Here is a 16,888-nt window from a genome sequence, read left to right as displayed (position 1 = left end):
TCCCCGCGTGGATGTCTGACAGGGTGACCCCTCTCACATTCATCTGTCGAGAGCGCCTGACTGCTTTGTACGGGAACCAGTAGGTATGTCGTTCTCGTCTAGCAGCTCGGCCAGGGGTTCACACAGGACACTGGTAGATGGTTCGGACAGCGCGGGGGTTGCCCCGCGGCGCATGAGGAGGCATCGGTGGCGGGCGAGTCCCCCGACAAAACGGAGCAGCGGAAGTCGTCGGGGACGGCTGCGGAGGAACATGACCCGCGCTTCGCGGTGTTCCGCGAACCCGGGGGCGGTGCGGGTACGGGTGCGGCCGTGGACGGGGCGGCGTCGGACACGGCTACGGCTGTTTTCCGGCCACGGCTTCCCGAGGACGAGTCTCCTTCTTCCGGTTCTTCCGGTTCCTCCGCTTCCTCCGGCGCTTCCGGCAAGGAGGAGCCCGCGAAGTCTCCTGAGGGCGCTGTAACGCCTCAGAAGCCCGCGGAGAACTCCGAGGACCCCGAGGCTCTTGACGCGCCCGCAGAGGCCCCTGAGGGCGCGGCGGAGCTCGCAGCCGGTCCTGAGGCGGCGGCTGCGAGGGGCGAGGACGAGGCCGAGGGCCGGGGCGGTGACCGGGCGGAGGCCGGGACCGAGTCGGAGCCCGGCGATGTCCGGCTGCGTGCCGCCGTCGCCGCGTGGGTCGATGCCGCGGCCGAGGACACGGCGAAGGGCGAGACGGAGGCGGAGGCCGAGGCTGAGGCCGAAAAGGCCGAAACTGAGCCCAAGCGCGCCGAGGCGGCTGCCGGGGAGCCCGAGGCCGAGACCGACGCTGAGACGGATACGAAGACGGAGTCCGCGACCGAGGCGGGAGCCGAGGCCGAGGAAGAGAAGGCCGAGAGCGACAAGGCCGAGGTCCAGAAGACCGAGGTCGACAAGCCGGACGCCGATGAGCCGGACACCGACAAGACCGAACCGGACACCGACAAGACCGAAGCGGGCGCCGACACCGCCGACACCGGCTCCGACGCTGACGCTGATGCCGACACGGGCACGGACGCCGACACCGGAACCGGCACGGACACCGGCTCCGACCTGCGAGGAATCGATCAGCCCACGGCCGTCTTCAAGGCGGTCGCGCCCCCCAAGAAGGTCGATCAGCCGACGACCGCGCTGAAGCTTTCGCCGCAGGAGCTCCAGGCACTCAAGAAGGCCGGCGACAAGGCCGCAGCCGACGACTCCGACGACAAGGCCGACTCCGACGGCAAGGCCGACTCCGGCGACAAGGCCCAGGACAAGCCCGAGAGCCCCGTCGAGCGCACGAGCACCTTCGTACCCCTGCGCTCCGACGACGTACGGGAACGTCCTGCCTCCGCCCCCACCACCCCCGCCCCCCGCAAGCCGGAAGCGAAGCCGGAGTCGGAGTCGGAGACCGGAACCCCCGCAGGCGCACCGGCCCCCGCCACCCCCTCGTGGGCGGCGGCGGAGCGGACCCGGCAGCAGCCGCTGCCGCCCAAGCCGCCGCTCGACCTGCTCGCCGAGCTGACGAACACCCCGCCGCCGCCGGAGACCCCGGTCCGTACGGCGGTCCGGCGGGTCAAGATCTGGACCCCGCTGGTCCTCCTCCTGCTGATCGTCTTTGCGATCGTGCAGGTGATGCGCCCGCTGCCGGAACCGTCCCTGGAGCTCACGGCGAAGCCGACGTACACCTTCGAGGGCGGCGAGACCAAGCTCTCCTGGCCGGGTCAGGGACAGTCCGCCGTGATGGTGGACGGCGTCGGGTCGCTCGGTTCCGAGGGGGCGCAGAAGTCGGCGCCCATCGCCAGTGTCGCGAAGGTCATGACCGCCTACGTCCTCCTCAAGGAGCACCCCCTCAAGGGGAACGAGGAGGGCGAGACGATCACCGTCGACCAGCAGGCGGAGGACGAGTCCAAGCGCCCCGACGAGTCGACGGCCCCGCTGACCAAGGGCCAGCAGCTCAGCCAGCGGGAGATGCTCAAGCTGCTGATGATCCCGTCGGGCAACAACGCGGCGCGGCTGCTCGCCCGCTGGGACGCGGGCAACGTGGACGCGTTCGTCGACAAGATGAACGACGCGGCCAAGGACCTCGGGATGACCAACTCGACGTACACGGACCCGAGCGGCCTGGAGGAGACCACCGTCTCCACCGCCACCGACCAGCTGAAGCTGGCCCAGGCGGTCATGCGCAACGACGTGTTCCGCGAGATCGTGGACATGCCCGAGGTCGAGATCAAGGGCATAGACGGCAAGATCTACAACAACAACACCCTCCTGCTGGAGCCCGGTGTGAGCGGCATCAAGACGGGCTCCTCCACTCCGGCGGGCGGCAATCTGCTCTGGTCCGCCAACACCGTCGTCGACGGCAAGAAGCTGTGGATCTACGGAGCGGTCATGGGCCAGCAGGCCGGGACCGGCCGCCTCTACGACAGCCTGACGCTCTCCCTGACCAACAGCCTGAAGGTGATCAAGGACGCGCAGGCGGCGCCCACCTCCGCCACGGTGGTGAAGAAGGGCGACGTGGTCGGGTACGTGGACAACGGGTTCGGCGCCCGGACCCCGGTGGTCGCGACGAAGAACCTCAAGGCGGTCGGCTGGCCCGGCCTGGAGGTCGAGCTCGAGGTCACCGACAGCGGCAAGGGCATCGCGCACGGTGCGAAGGCAGGCAGCGAGGTCGGCATGGTGACCGTGGGAACGGGCACCGGGAAGGTCACGGCACCGGTGGTGCTCCAGGACGACCTGACCGAGCCGGCGATCGGCGACAAGCTGAAGCGGATCGGCTGACCGTACTCGTCGGTACGGGACGGGCGCGGGACGGGGTGAGCGGCACCGCTCACCCCGTCCCGCGCCCGGGGAATGTCGGGGGAATGTGTCGGAGGTACGTGTTAGCGTCCCCGGACAACGGAAGGACGCCGGCACGCGTCTTATCGGGTGTACGGGGCCGGCGGATGACGGGGAGAGCCGTAGTGACCACCGCGGAGCCGAGACCCGGCCGCGAGGCGGACAGCACCACAGGGAAGACCGGGAACACCACGAGCGCCGTGAGCGCCGCGGAGGTGGCGAAGACCACGAGGACGACCGGGGCCGAGGCCGGGTCCGGGGTCGCCGAGAGTGACATCGCCGCTGCCTCCGGGGCCGGTGCCGGTGAGCGTGTCGGCGGCGGCAGCTCTGTCGGTGCCGTCAAGGACAGTGCCGTCAAGGACTCCCCCCGCGTCCTCCTGCCGTCCCCGCGCACCCCGGAGCCCTCCGAGGCCGAGGACCCCGCCTCCGCACCGCCCGGCACCCGGGCCCGGCGGCTGCTGCGCCACCCCGTCACCATCGCCACGGCGGCGGCGGCCGTCACCCACGTCCTGTGGTTCCTCTTCTTCGCCAACAGCGGCGGCGACATCGCGGCGCAGGACGCCTGGGCCGAGTTCGTGGGCCGCCACCCGGGCACCGCGTACAACCTCGCCTGGTACGGGGGCATGCACCCCGTCTCGTACAGCGTGGTCTCGCCGTATCTGATGTCCGTGCTCGGCGTCCGGTCGACGATGATGATCGTCGGTACGGTCTCGGCGGGGCTGACCGCGCTGATCCTGGTCCGGGTCCGGGCCGTGCGCAACCCGCTGGCCTGCTCGCTCGCCGGGGTCTTCGCCTACCTCTGCAACGCGCTGTCGGGGCGGGTGACGTTCGGGCTCGGCATGATGTTCGCCGTCGGCGCCGTCGCCGCGGTCTTCTGCTGGCCCCACCGCTGGCGGTACAAGCGGTGGGCCAAGGCGGCCGTCGCGGCCCCGCTCGCCGGTCTGGCGACCGCGTCCAGCCCGGTCGCCGGGCTCTTCCTCGGGGTCGTCGCCGCCGCGCTCTTCCTCCACAAGCGGCGCCCCGGCGCGTACGCGATCGGGCTCGCGCCCGTCGCCGTGGTGGCGCTGTCCTCCCTCCTCTTCCCGTTCTCCGGTACGCAGCCGATGTCGCTCGGGACGGTGTCGCTGCCGTTCGCCTTCTCGGTCCTCGTCTTCTTCCTCGTACCGCGCGACTGGAGCACGGTCCGCACCGCCGCCGCCGTCTACGGCCTCGGCACGGTCCTCACCTACTTCGTCGACTCGCAGATCGGGTCGAACGTGACCCGGATGGCGATGCTGTTCGCCGGGATCGCGCTGCTCGCCGCCCTGCCGTACACGGTGCCGCGCAGCCGCCGCTGGTACGCGCTGGTGCTCGCCTTCGCCGGGCTCAACTTCTGGATCGGGTACAAGGGCGTCGACGACATCGTCCGCACCGCCCCCGACGCCTCCTGGGCCCGCTCGCTGGCCCCCCTGGTCAACCAGCTCCAGCAGGTCGGGGCCGAGCGGGGCCGGGTCGAGGTGGTCCCCGCGAGCAGCCACCGGGAGGCGTCGGCGCTGGCCACGTACAACCTGGCCCGGGGCTGGAACCGGCAGGCCGACATGGAGCGCAACCCGCTCTTCTACGACGACACCCTGGACGCGGTCAACTACCGTCAGTGGCTGGACCGCTGGGCGGTGCACTACGTGGTGCTGCCCACGGGCCGGCCCGACATGGGGGCCAAGCGGGAGGCGGAGCTCGTCGGGGAGGGGCTGCCCTACCTCCGCGAGATCTGGACCGACGAGAACTGGAAGCTCTACCGGGTCCTGGAGCCGACCCCGCTCGCCGATCCGCCCGCGACGGTGGAGAAGGCGGGGGCGAACGAGCTGACGATCCGGGTGGAGTCGGCGGGCCGGGTGCTGATCCGGATTCCGTACTCGCGCTGGCTCGGCCTCGTCGACGAGCAGGGCAAGAGCCTGGAGCGCCCGCAGGAGACCGAGGAGTCCAAGCTGCGGACGCAGGAGGACGAGACGGCCCCCAGGACCTTCGACAACATCCACGGCTGCCTCAACAAGATCGAGGACGAGGGCCCGTACGGCGACGAATGGACCGAACTCCTCGCGCCGAAGCCGGGGGTGTACCGGCTGGCGGCCCCGTACAAGCTGCAGCCGGGGACGCCGTGTCCGGAGGAGCTCAGCTGAACCGGCGGCCTCCGCAGGGGTGTTGGCGGACGCGTTGACTGTACGGACCACCGTTCTCGGCCCCTCCCTCTGCGCGGGCCGTCCTGGCAAGGTGTCCTGGCATGAGGTGCCAACACTGCGGCGGCGGCCAACGCGGCGCGCTGCCAGGGATGGTCTGCTCCACCTGCGGGGCGGCCCGTTCCCGTACGGCGGCCGGCGACGGTTCCTGGATCGCGCACGAGACCCTGACGGGCCGCGTCTCCACGCTGCCCCGTCGACGTAAAGCCTTCCTGGCGGCGGGAGTTGTGGTGGCCGCCGGAGGGCTGGCGACGGTGGCGTCGCTGCTCCTGTCGGACGGAGGCGGCAGCCGTACGGACGCGGCGGGCATGGCGGGCGCGCTGCCGGACCGGGTCGGGGGCGGAGCGCCCAGCCGGATCGTCCCGGGGGAGGACGCCTCATCGCCGCCGTCCCCCGACGCGCCTTCCGGGACGCCGGGGGACGAGCAGGGGCACCGCTTCGCGGGGTGGGCGGGGCCGGGCTGTACGGCGGGGGAGTACCGGGAGGACGGCCGCTTCGAGAGGGGCGAGGCAGGCTGGTACACGGTGGCCTCCGGCGGCTTCACCGGCGGCGGCTGCGACGGCCGGTTCAGCGCCGTCCCGATGTCGGGCAGTCCCACGGAGGACCGGCGCTCCACCGCCACCTGGTCCTGGCACCTGGGCGACGGCTACCGGACGTGCGCGCTCACCGTGTTCGTGCCCTCGCTCACCGAGGACGGCAGCCCCCGCGACGCGGCGGGCGACCCGAGCGTCTACCGGGTGCTCTCCGACCCGGACGAGGCGGAGTCGGCGTACACCGGGTTCGCGGTGCGCCAGACGCAGCACCGGGGGAGCTCCGTCGACGTCGGCGACTTCCCGGTCAAGGGCGACACCTTCGCCGTACGCCTCCTCGACCGGGGGCGGGACTGGGGCGCGGCGGACCGGGTGGGGGCGCACCACGCGGCGGCGCAGATGCGGGTGGCCTGCCGCTGAGGCTTCCTTCCCTGTGCGTTCCCGTCCGGTGCGTCCCTCCGCGTCTCCTTCCTGCGCGTTCCCGACCAGTCCGTTCCTCTGCGTTCCCGTCCGGTGAGTCCCCGCCCCCTTAGCCCCTTTACGGCCTTCGGCGGATGAAGTCGTGGTCGGGCGGGGCCAGTTCGCCGACAGGTCCGGCGGACCGCAGTACGGTGTCCAGGGACCGGTCCGGATCGGCGTCGTAACATCCGCTGCCCCAGGCCGCGTTGGCTTCGACGACCGCCCACCGGCCCTCGTCGTCGACGCCGACATCGACGACGATCGCGGAGGGCAGGGTCGCCGCGGCGGCCGCGAGCAGATCCCGGGCGAACGCGAGGGCCCCGGGCGCGGCCGGGCCCAGCCGGAGCCGCCCGCCGGAGGCGTACTGGCTCGCGGTGTGGACGGCCCCGTCGAGGATGTGCAGCCGGTACTCGGCGGTGAACGCCAGCACGTCGCTCACCAGCACCACGGTCCGCGGGTCCACGGCATCCGGCCCGGGCAGCCGGGACCCGTCCGCGTACACGAGGGCCGGAATGCTCTTGTCGTTGGGCGACTTGATGAAGGCGGGCCGACGCAGCCGGTGGGCCTCACCGATGGGCATCGCCCGGATCTCCCGCCGCGTGAACGTGTACGGGAGCCGCGCGAGCCAGTCCGCGGGGGCCTCCAGCAGGGCGATCCCGAGGGCGGGCGCGACGGCGTCGGCGAAGGAGGGCCCGGCATGGAGATGCACGGCCCCCTCGCCTTGCCGCGTGTGCGCCGGATTCGGCTTCGGATTCGGCTTCGGCGACTCCGGTACCGAGAGCCCCACGGACGCCGCCCCCGACTCCACGACCCGAAGTCCGCGCCGGACGGCCGCATCGCGCAACTTCCTTGCGGAGGCGGTGAGTCGGGGCGGCAGGACAAGGGTGCGCGGCAGGTCGGTCATGGGCGCCGATCCTTCCGCAGAGGAGGGCAGCGGAACCACCGGGTTTCTCCGGTGCCGGGGTGGAGGCAGGTGCCGTCTCCGGCTAGTCCACCTCGATGCCGTAGTCCTGGACCAGCTCTTCCAGCCCGCCCCGGTACCCCCGCCCACCGGTCACGAAGTCCCAGTCACCGTTCGCGCGGCGCCGGAAGGACCCCAGGACGAGAGCGGTCTCGTCGTCGCGGCCGTCGGAGACGTCCAGCTGCTCCAGGGGCGTCCCCTCGGCGTCGAGCAGCCGGATACCGGCGCCGGTGAACCCGGTGAGGTCGGCCGAGGGGTTGGCGACGGGGTCGACCGCGGCGATGACGACCAAGCGGTCCGCGCGGGCGGGCAGGGCGTCGAAGGCGACCTGGATGGCGGCCTTGTCCGGGGCCAGGGGCGTGAGCGCGCGGACCGTACCGTCGGGGGTCCGGGGGTTGTTGTAGAAGACGAAGTGGTCGTCGTCCAGGACCCGGTTGCCGTGGCACACGAGCGCGCAGACATCCAGGGCGACGCTGCCCGACCAGTACATGCCCAGCACGTTGTGGTCGTCATCGCTGCCCCCGTTCCCGGTGCCGGTGCTGTTTGCGGTCCCTGCCCCTGTCCCCGTCCCGGCCTCGGGGGCGCTGTCCGGCGCTGTCCGTTGGGCGGGCACCGGACCTTCCCCACCGGTCCCGCTGCCCCCACCCGTCCCGCCGCCGCCCAGCCGTCCGCGCAGCCCGTGGCGGTGCAGCAGGTCGACCAGCTCGGAGCCCGCGACCAGCTCCAGGGGCTTTCCGTTGGCAAAGGTGTGGGCGCCGGGGCCGAACCGGGAGGTGGTGACCAGTACGCCCTTGTTGGCCCCGGCGTCCTGGACGGTGCCGTACAGATCGCGGACGGCCGTCGGCGGCACGGTGTTGCGGTAGCGCTTGACCTGGACGACGATCTTGCCGCCGCGGATGGGGGCCGGGTCCAGGGCGTCGACGTCCACGCCGCCGTCGTTCGAGCGCTGTGTGGTCACGGCCTGCATGCCCATGGCCCGGAAGAGTTCGGCGACCAGCGCTTCGAAGGCGATGGGGTCCATCTCGTACAGATCCGGTTCCTCGTCGCCGCCATGGGTGACGACCCCGTTGCCGACGCTCTCGGGAAGCCGTACGGGCCGTACGGGCGCGTACTGGTCGGGGCGCGTCGACAGCTGCCCCCGCAACCCGTCCACCAGGCAGTTGACGGCGTTCACCTGTTCCAGATGCAACGTGGCGAACGTCGAGCGCGACACCATGACCGTACCGAGGACCATGGGGCCCCGTCGGCCGGTCGTCGGGTCGTGATCGTCCACGAACCCGTTGAGCGCGACCGACTCCAGCGCACCGAACTCGTCGGCCGCGAAGAGATCGCGCAGCACCAGCAGGAGGCACTGCGCGAGGACGTCCCGGTACAGGGTGCGGCGCTGCGCGGCCGGCCGGGGCGCGTCCTTCACCTGATCGGCGTTGATCATGTAGCGCGCCGACTTCGCCTCCGGGACGACGTCGTACCTGGGCAGCTCCCAGTTCAGCACCAGCTGCCGAGCCCCGGAGTCGTACGCCGCCGCCACCTGACGGGGCAGCCCTTCCGGCCATCCGGTCGAGGCGTAGAGGGCGGCGGAGAAGTACTCCACCGCCGCCTTGGGATCACCGTCGCGGAGCCCCGCCGTCATCTCCGCGACGGCGGCGTTGTGCCCCCGTATCCCGGCCAACTGCCCCGCGGCCCACTGCTGGTACTGCTGCCGGTAGGCGGCCGACTGCCCCGGGGCGCAAGGCGGTACGCTCTCCGCCCGGGTCAGGACGTCGGCCCTGAACGCCGGAGCCCGGCACCCCGCCGCCAGCAGCCCCTGCAACGAGGCGACTTGCGCGTCGAGTTCCTCCGTACGCCGCCACGCCTCCGCCTCGCGCTGCTCCCGGTACGCCCTCCGCTGCTCCCGGTAGCTGGACGCGATCTCGCGTTGCCGGGCGCGCTGCTGCCTGTCCAGATCCCGCTGGTACCTGGCCTGCGCCTCTTGTCGACGTTGCTGTTGGCGCTGTGCTTCGGCCCAGACACCGACCAACCCATTGGAGCGACGGCTCATGCTCTCCAGGCCCTCCCCACCAGCGGCCCGGAGTGTGCGCACCGAACCCTGACCCCATAACCAGCAGTGATGGAGCGACTCTAGTCGGCAACCCCGCGCGCGCCCATGCCCTTGCCGCAGATGCCCGTACGCGGGAGGGGGCGGTCCGGGGGAACATGGGCGGGCCGCCTGTGCGCGCCCTGCCAACTCCCCTGAGAACGAGGGTATTCCTGCTGTGACTACAGAAGTTCCGGCCAGTCCGTCGGCCGCCGTCCCGCCGTCCCCGCGAACCACCCGCCCCGTCCGGCCCGTCCGCCCCACCCGTACGACGGAGTGCCCGTTCTGCGACATCGTGGCCGGTACGGCACCGGCCCGGGTCGTCCGGGAATGGCCGGACGTCCTCGCCATCGCGCCGACGGACGGGGTGACGGCCGGGCACACGCTGGTGATCCCGAAGACCCATGTGGCCGATGTCGGCGTCGATCCGGAGGTCTCGGCCGCGACGATGCTGCGCGCGGCCGAGCTCGCCGCGGAGCTGGGGCCGTGCAACATCATCACGTCGCGGGGGAGGGCCGCGACGCAGTCGGTGTTCCATCTCCACCTGCACCTTCTGCCGCGTCGCGGGGGCGACGGGCTGGCGCTGCCGTGGTCGCCGGGGGCCCGGGGGAAAGATCACGAAGCCGTCACCTGACAGATTGTCGGGACATAGCTCACATCTGTTGATCAGATCGCGTTTGGTTCTTCGTCCCGGGGATAAGACGTGGATCAGACAGTCCGCAGATAGGCTGAATCCGGCCTCTGCGGCCTGATGAGGGAGCATGCAATGGCGCGTGGTTCAGTGACGTTCGGCGTGGAGTTACGTCGCCGCAGAGAGTCGGCCGGGATGTCCCTCCGGGCCCTGTCCGATGCGGTCAACTTCTCCTATGGCCACCTGAGCAAGGTGGAGCGGGGGGAGAAGAACGCCAGCGTCGACCTGGCCCAGAGGTGCGACCACGAGCTTTCGGCCGGCGGTGCCCTCCGTGCTCTGGTCCGTACGAAGGCACCCGGGAAGCCTCCGATATCCGGTGGTCCCGCAGAAGGGGGAGTGCCGTGGACGGCCCCGTGTCACTCGGCCGGTGAAACGTACGGACTCCTCGCTGCCGATCAGGCAGTTCAGGCAGTTCACGTGATGCCGGGTCAACCTGACTCTCAGTCTGTCCAGTTGACCTGGTGCATGACCTCCGCGCCGGTCGGCAGTGCCGAAGTGGCACGCGCACTGGGGCACTTCCGGCGCCTCTACGCCGAATGCCGTTCGCTCGGCCAGACGCTCGGCCCCCTGGCGGTCAGGGAGATCCTCACCTCCTCCATCGACTCCTTGCGCGGCATCGCAGGCTCGGCACGCCCGGCTGACCGGGCCGCCGCACTGCGGCTCGCGGCCAGGTTCGCGGAGTACGCGGGATGGATGGCCCAGGAAGCGGGCGACGAGAACGGCGCGCTGGGGTGGAACGGCCGGGCCGCGGCCCTCGCCGATGCCGCCGACGACACCGACTTCGTCGCCTACACCCTGATCCGGCGGGCCGAGATGGCGCTCTACCGCGAGGACGCGCATGCCGTGGTCGCACTGGCGCGCCGCGCCGACGCCCAGGCCCGTGGCGTACGTGTCCGGGGGCTGGCGGCGCAGCGCGAGGCCCAGGGCCATGCGCTCATGGGCGATGACGCCGCATGTCTGAACGCGCTGGGCCGAGCAGCGGATCTGATGGCGGAGGAGAGGGCCGGTGGGACGGCCGGGGCCGTCACCGCGGCGGCGGGCGACCCGGTGCCGGGCAGCGCGCATCTGGCCGGCCCGGCGGACTTCGTCTCCGGCTGGTGCATGCACGACCTGGGCCGGCCGGCCGATGCGGTGGACGTGCTCACGGGCGGTCTGGAGGCGATTCCGGCCGAGGCCGGGCGGGCGAGGGCGCGCTACGGTGCCCGCCTCATGCTGGCCCTGGCCGAGTCCGGGGAACTGGCGGAAGCCTGCGCCATGACCGAAGCCGTCACCTCGTCGGTGGTCCTGCTCGACTCGGCCACCATCCGCGCCGACCTCCGCCGCCTCAGCCACGCGCTCAACAGGTGGCCCCGCCACTCCGACGCCCGGCAGGCGTCCCGCCACATCGCCGCCGCGCTTCATACGGGGGCGTATGTGCGGGGACATGCTCCGTCGCCGCTCAACTGACCACTTCCCAGGGGAAGGTGAACCGTTCCCCGGCCCCGTCCGCGTACCCGCGTGGGCGACCGCCCCTCCGTCGTACCCGGATGTCTGCCGGGTGCGTCCATATGCGGTGTGACGCACCGCCGTTGACTTTCCCACGTGTGTTCCGTGTCCCCGCGCATGGGGCGCGGGAAACTCTTGACCACTTCTGAACACACTGCGAGTCTCACATTTCCCGGCTGTTCGCACGGCCGGCCACTGCCATTCCCCACGATGGCCCCCTCCCTGAACTCTCGCGGGCTCCCGCGCCCCTTCCCCGGCTGCCGAGAGTTCCCTCCGAGAAAGAAGGCTTGTCATGGCTGGGATTTTCATCAACTACCGGACCGGTGACGGAGAAGAGGCCGCAGTCGCCCTCGACGGCGAACTGCTCAAGGTTTTCGGGAAGAACCGCGTCTTCCGTGACCGCCGCTCCATGGGCGCAGGCACGGACTTCCCGCCGAAGCTCCGCAGGGAGCTGGAGAAGAGCACGGTGCTCCTCGTGCTGATCGGCTCCGAGTGGCTGCGCCTGAAGGACGAGAGCACCGGGAGGCGCCGGATCGACCTGGCGCGCGACTATGTGCGGGAGGAGATCCGGACCTCCCTGGAACAGCAGAAGCTCGTCATCCCCGTGCTTCTGGGCCTGGGTTCCGTCCTGCCCGGAGCCGACGAACTTCCCAAGGACATCGCCCAGCTCAGCCAACGCCAGACTGTGCTGCTGAGGGTGCCGTATCTGCATACCGACGTGAAGCCGTTGATCAAGGAACTTCGGCAGTACGTTCCGGTGAAAAAGAAGAGCCGGGGGGCCGGAAAGGGGTGGAAAAGCGGTGGCGGAACGTATGTCGAGAAGGCTGAGCGATCGGTCATCGCGCAAAGGGACGGCGTCTATTACGAAAACGCTCCGGTGGCCCCGGCAGAGTCCGCCGGTCGCGTGAGGTTCGCCGACCCGGCCAATCCCGTGAAGCCCAAGTCCGGAAAATCCAGGTCCACGAAATCCGCCAAGCCCGCCAAGTCCGCCAAGTCCGCAAAGAGGGAAGGCGCATCATGACCGAACCACCGATGCCGGACGGCGAGGGCCCTCCCCCCTCCGCTGACCTGCCCGGACAGGAGCCGCTCCCCGAACCGGCGGGCGACGCCACCACCGCCGGTGACGGCCGGGAGCCGGACGAGGACGCCGAGGGCCCGCCCGACGGCGGCCAGGTCGACTTCGTCGAGCACCGGGCGGCCCGTGAGCACAGCCTGCTGAGGACCAGGCGGAGCGCGGTCACCACCGGCAAGCACGGCACCGCCTTCTACGTGGAGAACTACCACGGCGAGTCCGCGTCGTCCTCCTCCGACGAGGTCTGGGCGCTCCCCTTCGAGGCGGACGCCTTCGTACGCGTCCACGAGAAGGTCGCCCGCCATGCCGACATGGCCCTGAGCCTCAAGGAACACCACCTCGTGGTCCTCGAGGGGCCGCAGGGCAGCGGCCGGTACGCGACGGCCGCCACGCTGCTCGCCGGGGTCTGCGCCCGGTACGCGCTGCGCACGCTGCACCGCGACGACGGTGACCTCCTTCAGGGCGTGTGCGAGCAGGCGGAGGCTCTGTTCGAGGCGGGCCGGGGGTACATGGTGGACATCGGGGCGCAGCCGTACGGCGTCCGTACGCTGGAGACGCTCGCCCGCATCGCCGTACGCGCGGGGGTGTACGTCGTCGTCATCGGCGAGTCCGCCCCGTACGGGGCCGACCGGCCCCAGCACCTGGTGTTCGAGCACGGGCGCCCCGATCTCTCCGCCGTACTCGAAGCGCACCTGCGGGACCTGCTGGCCACCCACCGCGCCCGCTGCGCCGTCGGCCGGGAATGCGGCCCGGCCGGCTCGGCGGCGTACATCGCGCGGCTGGCGGGCGAGGAGCGGATCGATCGCGCGCTGGGCATGGCGGCCTCCGTGGCGGAGGTCGTACGGCTGGCGCGCAAACTCGCCGAGTGCGTCCACTCCGACGAAGCCGACATCGCCGGAGCCATCGGGGAGTGGCGCGACCGACTCCCGCTGCTGGCAAGGAAGTTGCTCAGTCCGGATGGCGCGCCCGAAGCCGATCTGCTGCTGGACCCGCACCGGCAGGCGATCCGGATCGCGTACGCCTGTTTCCACGGCCACCCGCTGGCGGACGTCATCGAGACGGCTGATCTGCTGAGCGGCACGGTGCTGCCGCGTTTCGAGAGCCGGGACACGGCACCGGTGAACCTCGTGTTCTCCAGGGACCTGGACCGCCTCGTTCCGCGCGAGATGCGCGCGCCCGAGACCTGGGCGACGACCGCGCGGGCCGACGGTCCGCGCCGTGCCGTGCTGGCGGACCGGGAGCTGCTGCCCGCCCTGCTGGAGGTCGCCTGGCACAGCTACGGCGATCTGCGGAAGCCGTTGCTGCGATGGCTGGAGGCGATCGTCTCCGGAGCCCCAGGAAGAGCTTCCGGAGACGTCCAGGGGAGAGCCTCCCGCAGCGGCTCCCGAAAGGCCCGTGTGCCCGAGCGGATCAAGGTCCGCGTCGCCGAGATCGTCGGCATCCTCATGCGGTTCGACTTCGACTTCGTCTACCGCGAGACCGTGCACCCCTGGGCCGTGAGCAATTCGTCGGTGCACCAGCAGTGTGCCGCCCTGGCGCTGGAGATGGCGTACGCGCAGGAGGCGCTGTCCCGGCGGGTGACCGCGCGCCTGAAGAACTGGGCGGGGGGCCACAACCGGGGGCTGCACAACAGTGCCGCCCGTACGTACGGCACCACCGTGGGGCTCCAGGACCTGCCGACCGCCCTGCGGGAGCTGCGCAGGCTGGGCACCAAACCCCAGCTGGCGTCCAGCAACGCGGTCGCCTTCTCCATGGCCTCGCTCTTCCTGGAGGGGCCGGTGGACCCGGTCGCCGACGAGCTGGACGCCTGGATCACCTCGCCGGACGACCACCTGCCGCAGCACGCGGTCCGCTCGATGCTGGCGCTGGGCCGGTTCACCGTACGTACATCCCGGCGCGGCAGACCCGCGCTGGCGGAACTCGCGCTGGCGGACGAGCGGCGCAGGCACCTGCTGGTGGGGCTGCTGCGCCGGGCCCTGACCACGCAGGAGACATCGGCCCGCACGTGGACGCTTCTGGAGCGGTGGCTGACGGGAGCGGAGGGTGACGACGCCCTCGAGCGCCTCTTCGAGGAGATCGTTCCCCGTGTCCTCTGCGGGCCCCTGCGTGGACGGGCCCTGTTCCACCTGGGGATCTGGCGGCTGCGGCGGCCGGAATCGCCGGTACTGCGACGCATCCAGCAGTCCATCGCGCTCGGCACCGCCGGGCCCGGAGAGAGGAAGTGACCCATGGCTGTACGTAAAGGATTCTTCGCCGGCATCCGTGCCTGGTTGTGGGGGGACCCCGACACCCCGGAGAGCGAGCGCCCCGGCCGGGCCGAGGCACGGCGGGCGTCGGCGTCCGGCGGCCTGACCGGCACGTCCGTGGAACCCGTACGGGCCGAGGCGACAGCCGAACTGCCCTTCCGCGACGTACCGATGACGGTGGCGTCCCGGGACGATGTGTTCGAGTTCCACCTGACCCCGCACTTCCACTGGCGCAGTACGGAGATGACGTTCGCGGACCTGCGGGAACGGGCGGCCGCCCTGGAGGAGACGGCCCGCCGCGAACTGGTCCGGCGGGTCTGGGGCATCGCCCGCGCCCATGACCCGGCCGACCCGGTCGCGGCGGAGGAGGCCATCAACCGCAGGCTCGGCGAGGTGTGGTGCTACACCGACGACAAGGGCATGATCAGCTGCCGGGCCTCCGTCCGGGTGCGGAGCGACCCGGCGCTGCGGGACCACGTACGGCCGTTCCGGCTGACCGAGCTCCGGATGAGGGAGGAGCACCGGCTCGGCGAACTCAAGGCCCAGCACGCGGCGGCCCTCACGGAGATCTGGATCGACGTGGTCACCACGCTGGAGATGACCGAGAACCCGGGCGCGGTGGAACGGCAGTTCCTGGCCCCCTTCGTCGCCCCGCTCGCCGACCGCGACTTCGCCGCCACGATGAAGGCGCTGCGGGAGACCCGCCGCAACGGCACCCAGGCGCTCGCCCAGGTCCTCGGCCGGGCGGCCAAGGACCACGACCAGGTGGGGCTCTACGAGTTCTCCAACGCCTATGACAAGGCCCTCAGCAGCTTCTGCAAGCAGATGGGCGTCTCACCGTTCGCCTGGGTGACCTCCGAGACCGCGGGAACGGGAGCGGCGGACGCCGACCCACGTGACGGTTCCGGGTCCGGGTCGGGCCCGGCCTCCGGTTCCGGCACCGGTTCCGGCACCGGTTCCGGTTCCACGGGGACGTCCGAGTGAGGGCCCCCGTGGTGGTCCGACGACTGGCGCCCGCTCTTGTGGTCGTACTCCTGTCCGCAGGCATCACGTCCTGCGGCGACGGGACGCCTGCCACCGGAAAGTGCGACTGGATGAAGAAGGCTGCCCAGAGCCGGGCTCATACGGTCGTCCTCGTGGACGCGTCGGCGTCCCTGCGCGGCTCGACCGGGGCCGACCGGGGCCGCGACCACACCGAGGCGGTCATCCCGTACCTGGAGAAGGCCGTGAAGCAACGGAACACCGTCTCGGTGGGGGCCTTCGCCGGAGCGGGAGACGTCGAGTGGTCGGCGCTGCGCCTGTCGACCGACTGGACCTGGGAGAACGACAATCCGGACAACCAGGGGGAGCGCGAGACGGACGCCACCGCCTGCCTGGAGAAGAACCTGGCCCAGGCACAGGAGACGGTGCCCACGAGCGGCGGTACCGACATCCTGGCGGCCGTCCGGTCGGCCGCCGCCGTCCTGGGCGAGAGCCCCGGCCGGGAGGACGGCCGCGAGGACTCCGGAAACGGAGGTTCCGGAAACGGATCGGGGCCCGGCGAGCTGATCGTCCTCACCGACGGCCTGTCCACCCTGGGCTGCGTCGATCTGCGCCCCGCGACGTTCGCCGACGACCGGGAGATCGACACCTTCGCCGACCTCTGCCGTGACGCCGCCGAGCTGCCGCAGGAGATACCGGCGGGCGTGCCGGTCACCTTCGTGGGCCTGGGCCGGACGGCAGGCGCCCAGCCCGCCCCCACCCCGGCCCAGGCGGGCTGGCTGAACCGGCTCTGGCTGCGCCTGTGCGCGGAGAGCCGGCCGAAGCAGGCCGGGGCCGAGGACTGCCGTGCCGTCGACACCCCCGTACCCGGATCGCTGCGCCGGGCGTCCGCGTCGAAGCCGCCCGTGGACCCGGTGGTCCGTTTCGGGGCGGGGCGCTCAGAGACGTACCCGGTGCACGGGGCGGCACTGTTCGACCCGAACTCCGCCGTGATCCGGGAGCCGGGCCTGCACGAGCTCACCGATATCGCGCGGAAGGTGCGGAGCAGTCCCGGGGCCGAGGTGCAGGTGCTCGGCTACGTCGATCCACGCGGCGGGGCCGGGAACAACCTGTCGCTCTCCCAGCAGCGGGCGGACGCCGTCGCGGAGGTGCTGACGGCCCACGGGGTGCGCGGTGTGACGGCGTACGGACGCGGGCTGGCCGGGGCCTGCCCGAAGCAGGTCGCCGCCGGAAGCGGTGCCCGCGACACGGACGAGGCACTTCAGTGCGACCGCCGGGTCGACATCGTGGTGACCAAGTAACAAGTAACAGGTGATGAACGGGGAGGCGGTGGCGGTTCATGGGCGT

At 71.6% G+C, this 16,888-nt stretch carries 12 protein-coding genes; 9 read left to right on the top strand and 3 right to left on the bottom strand.

Translation table 11 applies throughout. The annotated features are described in order from the left end of the window. Nucleotides 1-186 precede the first annotated feature (186 nt). The 3 genes from B7C62_13470 to B7C62_13460 all read left to right on the top strand — a co-directional run bounded on the left by B7C62_13470 (nt 187) and on the right by B7C62_13460 (nt 5,992). Complete coding sequence (locus B7C62_13470) at nt 187-2,772, top strand: D-alanyl-D-alanine carboxypeptidase (GenBank protein ID ARF73166.1); 2,586 nt, start codon at nt 187-189, stop codon at nt 2,770-2,772. A gap of 182 nt (nt 2,773-2,954) precedes the next feature. Next, the gene (locus B7C62_13465; GenBank protein ID ARF73165.1) at nt 2,955-4,985 is read left to right on the top strand and encodes a hypothetical protein; all 2,031 of its coding nucleotides are present in this window, start codon (nt 2,955-2,957) and stop codon (nt 4,983-4,985) included. Nucleotides 4,986-5,134: 149 nt separating this feature from the next. Further along, nucleotides 5,135-5,992, top strand: coding sequence for an adhesin (locus B7C62_13460; protein ID ARF73164.1), 858 nt, complete (start codon nt 5,135-5,137; stop codon nt 5,990-5,992). A gap of 118 nt (nt 5,993-6,110) precedes the next feature. Here B7C62_13460 and B7C62_13455 read toward each other — a convergent pair whose 3' ends face one another. Both B7C62_13455 and B7C62_13450 read right to left on the bottom strand, forming a co-directional pair. Then, the gene (locus B7C62_13455; protein ARF73163.1) at nt 6,111-6,935 is read right to left on the bottom strand and encodes a hypothetical protein; all 825 of its coding nucleotides are present in this window, start codon (nt 6,933-6,935) and stop codon (nt 6,111-6,113) included. Nucleotides 6,936-7,017: 82 nt separating this feature from the next. Next, nucleotides 7,018-9,009 carry a restriction endonuclease gene (locus tag B7C62_13450; protein ID ARF73162.1) on the bottom strand — a complete coding sequence of 664 codons (1,992 nt, stop codon included), beginning with the start codon at nt 9,007-9,009 and terminating at the stop codon, nt 7,018-7,020. A gap of 352 nt (nt 9,010-9,361) precedes the next feature. On the opposite strand from B7C62_13450, the gene B7C62_13445 reads away from it, so the two are divergent. The 5 genes from B7C62_13445 to B7C62_13425 all read left to right on the top strand — a co-directional run bounded on the left by B7C62_13445 (nt 9,362) and on the right by B7C62_13425 (nt 14,901). Next, nucleotides 9,362-9,700 carry an HIT family protein gene (locus tag B7C62_13445; protein ARF73161.1) on the top strand — a complete coding sequence of 113 codons (339 nt, stop codon included), beginning with the start codon at nt 9,362-9,364 and terminating at the stop codon, nt 9,698-9,700. A 117-nt stretch (nt 9,701-9,817) separates the two neighbouring features. After that, entirely contained in the window at nt 9,818-11,203 is a 1,386-nt protein-coding gene (locus B7C62_13440; protein ID ARF73160.1) for a hypothetical protein, read from the top strand. Between the two features lie 331 nt (nt 11,204-11,534). Then, the gene (locus B7C62_13435; protein ARF73159.1) at nt 11,535-12,263 is read left to right on the top strand and encodes a hypothetical protein; all 729 of its coding nucleotides are present in this window, start codon (nt 11,535-11,537) and stop codon (nt 12,261-12,263) included. Beyond that, nucleotides 12,260-14,539, top strand: a complete 2,280-nt coding sequence (locus tag B7C62_13430) for a hypothetical protein (GenBank protein ID ARF73158.1) — start codon at nt 12,260-12,262, stop codon at nt 14,537-14,539. Before B7C62_13435 ends, B7C62_13430 begins: the two co-directional genes overlap by 4 nt. Before the next feature lie 47 nt (nt 14,540-14,586). Further along, nucleotides 14,587-14,901 (top strand): hypothetical protein, encoded by a 315-nt coding sequence (locus B7C62_13425; protein ARF73157.1) that lies wholly within the window; start codon nt 14,587-14,589, stop codon nt 14,899-14,901. 60 nt (nt 14,902-14,961) lie between these two features. On the opposite strand, the gene B7C62_13420 is transcribed toward B7C62_13425, so the two are convergent. Further along, nucleotides 14,962-15,276 (bottom strand): hypothetical protein, encoded by a 315-nt coding sequence (locus B7C62_13420; GenBank protein ARF73156.1) that lies wholly within the window; start codon nt 15,274-15,276, stop codon nt 14,962-14,964. A gap of 378 nt (nt 15,277-15,654) precedes the next feature. On the opposite strand from B7C62_13420, the gene B7C62_13415 reads away from it, so the two are divergent. Then, nucleotides 15,655-16,842 carry a hypothetical protein gene (locus B7C62_13415; protein ID ARF73155.1) on the top strand — a complete coding sequence of 396 codons (1,188 nt, stop codon included), beginning with the start codon at nt 15,655-15,657 and terminating at the stop codon, nt 16,840-16,842. Nucleotides 16,843-16,888: the final 46 nt, after the last annotated feature.

It is taken from the genome of Kitasatospora albolonga (assembly GCA_002082585.1).
Taxonomy (GTDB): Bacteria; Actinomycetota; Actinomycetes; order Streptomycetales; family Streptomycetaceae; genus Streptomyces; species Streptomyces stephensoniae.
Note: the sequence above shows the minus strand (reverse complement) of the source record. Positions and strands in the feature narration are given on the sequence as shown.

Bases quoted from the DNA above. Each gene is read 5' to 3' on its own strand.
- B7C62_13455 (ARF73163.1), bottom strand. From the start codon at position 6,935: ATGACCGACCTGCCGCGCACCCTTGTCCTGCCGCCCCGACTCACCGCC.
- B7C62_13430 (ARF73158.1), top strand. From the start codon at position 12,260: ATGACCGAACCACCGATGCCGGACGGCGAGGGCCCTCCCCCCTCCGCT.
- B7C62_13435 (ARF73159.1), top strand. From the start codon at position 11,535: ATGGCTGGGATTTTCATCAACTACCGGACCGGTGACGGAGAAGAGGCC.
- B7C62_13460 (ARF73164.1), top strand. From the start codon at position 5,135: ATGGTCTGCTCCACCTGCGGGGCGGCCCGTTCCCGTACGGCGGCCGGC.
- B7C62_13415 (ARF73155.1), top strand. From the start codon at position 15,655: ATGAAGAAGGCTGCCCAGAGCCGGGCTCATACGGTCGTCCTCGTGGAC.
- B7C62_13440 (ARF73160.1), top strand. From the start codon at position 9,818: ATGAGGGAGCATGCAATGGCGCGTGGTTCAGTGACGTTCGGCGTGGAG.